The sequence below is a fragment of the Actinosynnema sp. genome, from assembly GCF_052038725.1.
On record NZ_JBQGCX010000674.1, the window covers coordinates 1 to 3156 of the forward strand.

At 75.6% G+C, this 3156-nt stretch carries 5 protein-coding genes; 4 read left to right on the forward strand and 1 reads right to left on the reverse strand.

The annotated features are described in order from the left end of the window. Together ACTUAL_RS14235 and ACTUAL_RS14240 are read left to right on the forward strand one after the other, a co-directional pair. A partial coding sequence (locus ACTUAL_RS14235; RefSeq protein ID WP_440900570.1) for a pentapeptide repeat-containing protein occupies window positions 1-834 on the forward strand: 834 nt, incomplete at its 5' end. 200 nt (window positions 835-1034) lie between these two features. After that, the gene (locus ACTUAL_RS14240; RefSeq protein WP_440900571.1) at window positions 1035-1613 is read left to right on the forward strand and encodes a hypothetical protein; all 579 of its coding nucleotides are present in this window, start codon (window positions 1035-1037) and stop codon (window positions 1611-1613) included. Window positions 1614-1684: 71 nt separating this feature from the next. Here ACTUAL_RS14240 and ACTUAL_RS14245 read toward each other — a convergent pair whose 3' ends face one another. Beyond that, window positions 1685-2209, reverse strand: coding sequence for a CGNR zinc finger domain-containing protein (locus ACTUAL_RS14245; RefSeq protein WP_440900572.1), 525 nt, complete (start codon window positions 2207-2209; stop codon window positions 1685-1687). Between the two features lie 26 nt (window positions 2210-2235). On the opposite strand from ACTUAL_RS14245, the gene ACTUAL_RS14250 reads away from it, so the two are divergent. After that, window positions 2236-2412: a hypothetical protein gene (locus tag ACTUAL_RS14250; RefSeq protein ID WP_440900573.1), complete on the forward strand. Its 177-nt coding sequence runs from the start codon at window positions 2236-2238 to the stop codon at window positions 2410-2412. Between the two features lie 12 nt (window positions 2413-2424). After that, window positions 2425-3090, forward strand: a complete 666-nt coding sequence (locus ACTUAL_RS14255) for a TetR/AcrR family transcriptional regulator (RefSeq protein WP_440900574.1) — start codon at window positions 2425-2427, stop codon at window positions 3088-3090. Window positions 3091-3156: the final 66 nt, after the last annotated feature.

Here is a 3156-nt window from a genome sequence, read left to right on the forward strand (position 1 = left end):
GCGGTCGCCGTGGCGCGCCAGGTGCGCATGTCCGAGCACGACACCCTCCTCGACGAGCACGCCCGCCGCCGCACCGCCCCGGACCGGGTGTCCACCCCGACCGCGTGGCGCCGCGTCACCCGCGATGTCCTCGACGGGGCCCCGCACGCGCTGGACCGGCTCGACGCGCACGTCGCGCGGCGCCCCGACCGCCGCCAGGACGCGGTCGACCTGCTGCTGATCTGCCTGCGCTCGGGCGTGGCGCGCGGCCTGAACGCGGCCTGGCGCACCGAGGTGCAGGACCGCCTGCGCGCCCACCTGAGCCCCGGCCCCGGCTTCTGGCCCGGCATGGAGCTGCGCGCGGCGGGCGCCACCCTGGTCGACCTGGACCTGTCCGGCTGCCGCCCCGGCCGGGTCGACCTGACCGGCGCGGTGTTCCTGGGCGACGCGCGGCTGCGCGCGATGACCGTCACCGGCCCGGCCACGTTCGCGCAGGCCAGGTTCCTGCGGCACGCCGACCTCGCCGACACCCTGTTCACCGCCGACGCCGACCTGACCGGCGCGGTGTTCACCGGCAACGCGGTGCTGCGCGGGGTGCGGGTGGCGGGCGCGACGAGCCTGGCCGGGGCCAGGGTGTCCGGCCGGGCCGACCTGTGCGGGGCCGAGCTGACCGGTCCGGCGGACTTCACCGGGGCGCGCTTCGGCGGGCGGGCGCTGTTCACCGGCGCCACCTTCGGGCACGACGCGCGCTTCGACCGGGTGTGGTTCCGGGGCCGCACCGACGTCACCTCCGCGCTGGTGGGGGACACCGCATCGTTCACCGACGCCCGCTTCGGCAGGCGCGTGCCCCGCTGACCGGCCGAACCCGCGGGCCGGTCAATCCCCCGCGCCGGGGAGCCGAAGGCGGAAAAGACCCCAGAAAACGCCTGAAACCGTCCCGTCCGAATGTGAACGAGACGGCAGACGGACTATTCCTGGTCGGTTTGCGCACCTGTTAGCTTGCCCGTCGTCAGAAGTTTCACGACCGCTTTCCACATCACTTGGAAGGAATTGTTGTGAGCCGCTTCCCGAGCACGACGGCGATGGCGTCCACGCTGGCAGCAGTGGGTCTCCTCGCCGCGATGCCCGTCACGGCGTCCGCCGCCGAGACCAGTTCCAGCGCCCAGATCGTCGTCATCGACGCGTACACCGAGAAGATCAAGGAGTCCGCCGGGACCGCTTTCACCTGCCCGACCAACCAGGTCCTCATCGGGCGCGCCCACGGCGGTGACGAGAACGGCACCACCACCTACTACTGCGCGCTGATCCTGATCGACTCGCAGATCGCCGCGGTCAGCGCGCCCACCTGGAGCGGTTTCCAGAAGGAGAGCAACTCGCTGTTCTCCGCGGCCACCGACCAGGTCCTGGTGGGCAGGCAGCACTCCGGCGACGAGAACGGCTCCACCCGCTACGCCACCGCCCAGCTGAGCGTGGCCGGGCGCGCCGTGACGCTGACCGGCCGCCGGTGGACCGACCCGCAGAAGGAGAGCAGCAGCAGCTCCAAGGCGGGGGAGCTGGAGGTCATGGTCGGCAGGCAGCACAACGGCGACGAGAACGGCTCCACCCGCTACGAGTACGCCCGCCTGGTCGGCTGACCCCACGGGGGCGCGCCCCCGCGGCCGACCGGCGCCCGGTCCCGCGCGGGTGCGCGCCGCCCCGCAGGCGCTCAGCCCTCGTCGGCCCCGCGCCGCGAGCGGTGCAGCGACACGTGCACCCGGTTCGCGCACCGCGTCGAGCAGAACCGCCGCCGCCCGTTGCGGGAGGTGTCCACGTACACCACCGCGCACCCCGGCGCCGCGCACCGCCCGAGCCGGTCCGGCGCGTCGCACACCGCGTGCGCCACCCCCGCCGCCGTGTACGCGCGCACCCGCTCCTGCGTGGGCAGCTCGGCGGGCGCGAAGTGCAGGTGCGGGGGGCGGCCGTCGTGCGTGGAGATGTGCGGGCGGGTCGCGGTCTCGGCCAGCAGCTCGTTGACCAGCCCGACCGTGCCGCGCGGGTCGTCGAACACCTGCTCCAGCCGCCGCGCCCAGTCCAGCAGCGCCCGCGCCCCGCCCGCGTCGAGCGTGCCGACGGGCTTGTAGTCCAGCGTGCGCAGCACGTCCAGCAGGCGCTCGGGCGAGCAGTCCCGGTCCAGGTTCACCAGCGTCGCCGCCATCTGGGCCGCCGCGCCGCCGTAAGGGTTGAAGTGCACTGAACGATGACATCATGCTCGGACGGGTGAACACCAGATGCCCCCACTGCGGCTGGCCCGTCGACGACCCCGCCTACCCGGCCGACGCCCACGGCCCCGTGGCCTACCGCCGCTGCCCGTGCGGCGCGTGGCTGGTGCTGGAGCGCGGCGCGCGGGTGGCGAGCCCCCGCGTCCGCACGACGTCCCCCGGCCGTGTCGGCTAGGGTCTGCTCACCGTGACCTCCCGCCGCGACCCGACCCGCCGTGATCCGAACCGCAGGGACCCGAACCGCAGGGACCTGCTGTGCGACACGGCCATCGCGGTCCTGGCCGCCGAGGGCGGGCGCGGCCTGACCCACCGGGCGGTCGACCGGGGCGCGGGCGTGCCGGAGGGCACGACGAAGAACTACTTCCCCACCAGGGACGCCCTGCTCGGCGCGGCGGCGGCCCACATGACCTCCCTGCACACCGAGGCCGTGGACCGCCTGCGCGCGACCACCCCGCCGGGCGTGTCCGCCGACCAGGTCGCCGGCCTGTACCCGGCGCTGCTGCGGCGCGCGGTGGCGGACGACCCGACGCAGTTCCTGGCGATGGTGGAGCTGTACCTGGAGGCGGTGCGCAGGCCGGGGGTGCGCGAGGCGCTGGGGCGGATGGTGGTGGCGAACGCCGGGGCGGGCGCGGCGCTGCACCGGGTGGCGGGGCTGCCGGGGTCGGCGAAGGACGCGGCGCTGCTGGACGCGTACTTCCTCGGGGTGGCGATCTCGCTGCTGGCGCTGCCGGAGGAGGCGCTGGGCGAGGTGGGGCTGGACGACCCGGTGGACCTGGGGCTCGGGCTGTTCCGGGCCGCGGTGGAGCGGCCGGAGGACGGGCGGGGTGGTCCCGGGGGCGGCTCGACGCGGTAGCCCGGCGGGGGGGCGCGGGCGCGCGACCGTGCGGGCACGACCCCCGCGGGGGCGCCCCCCCGCCCG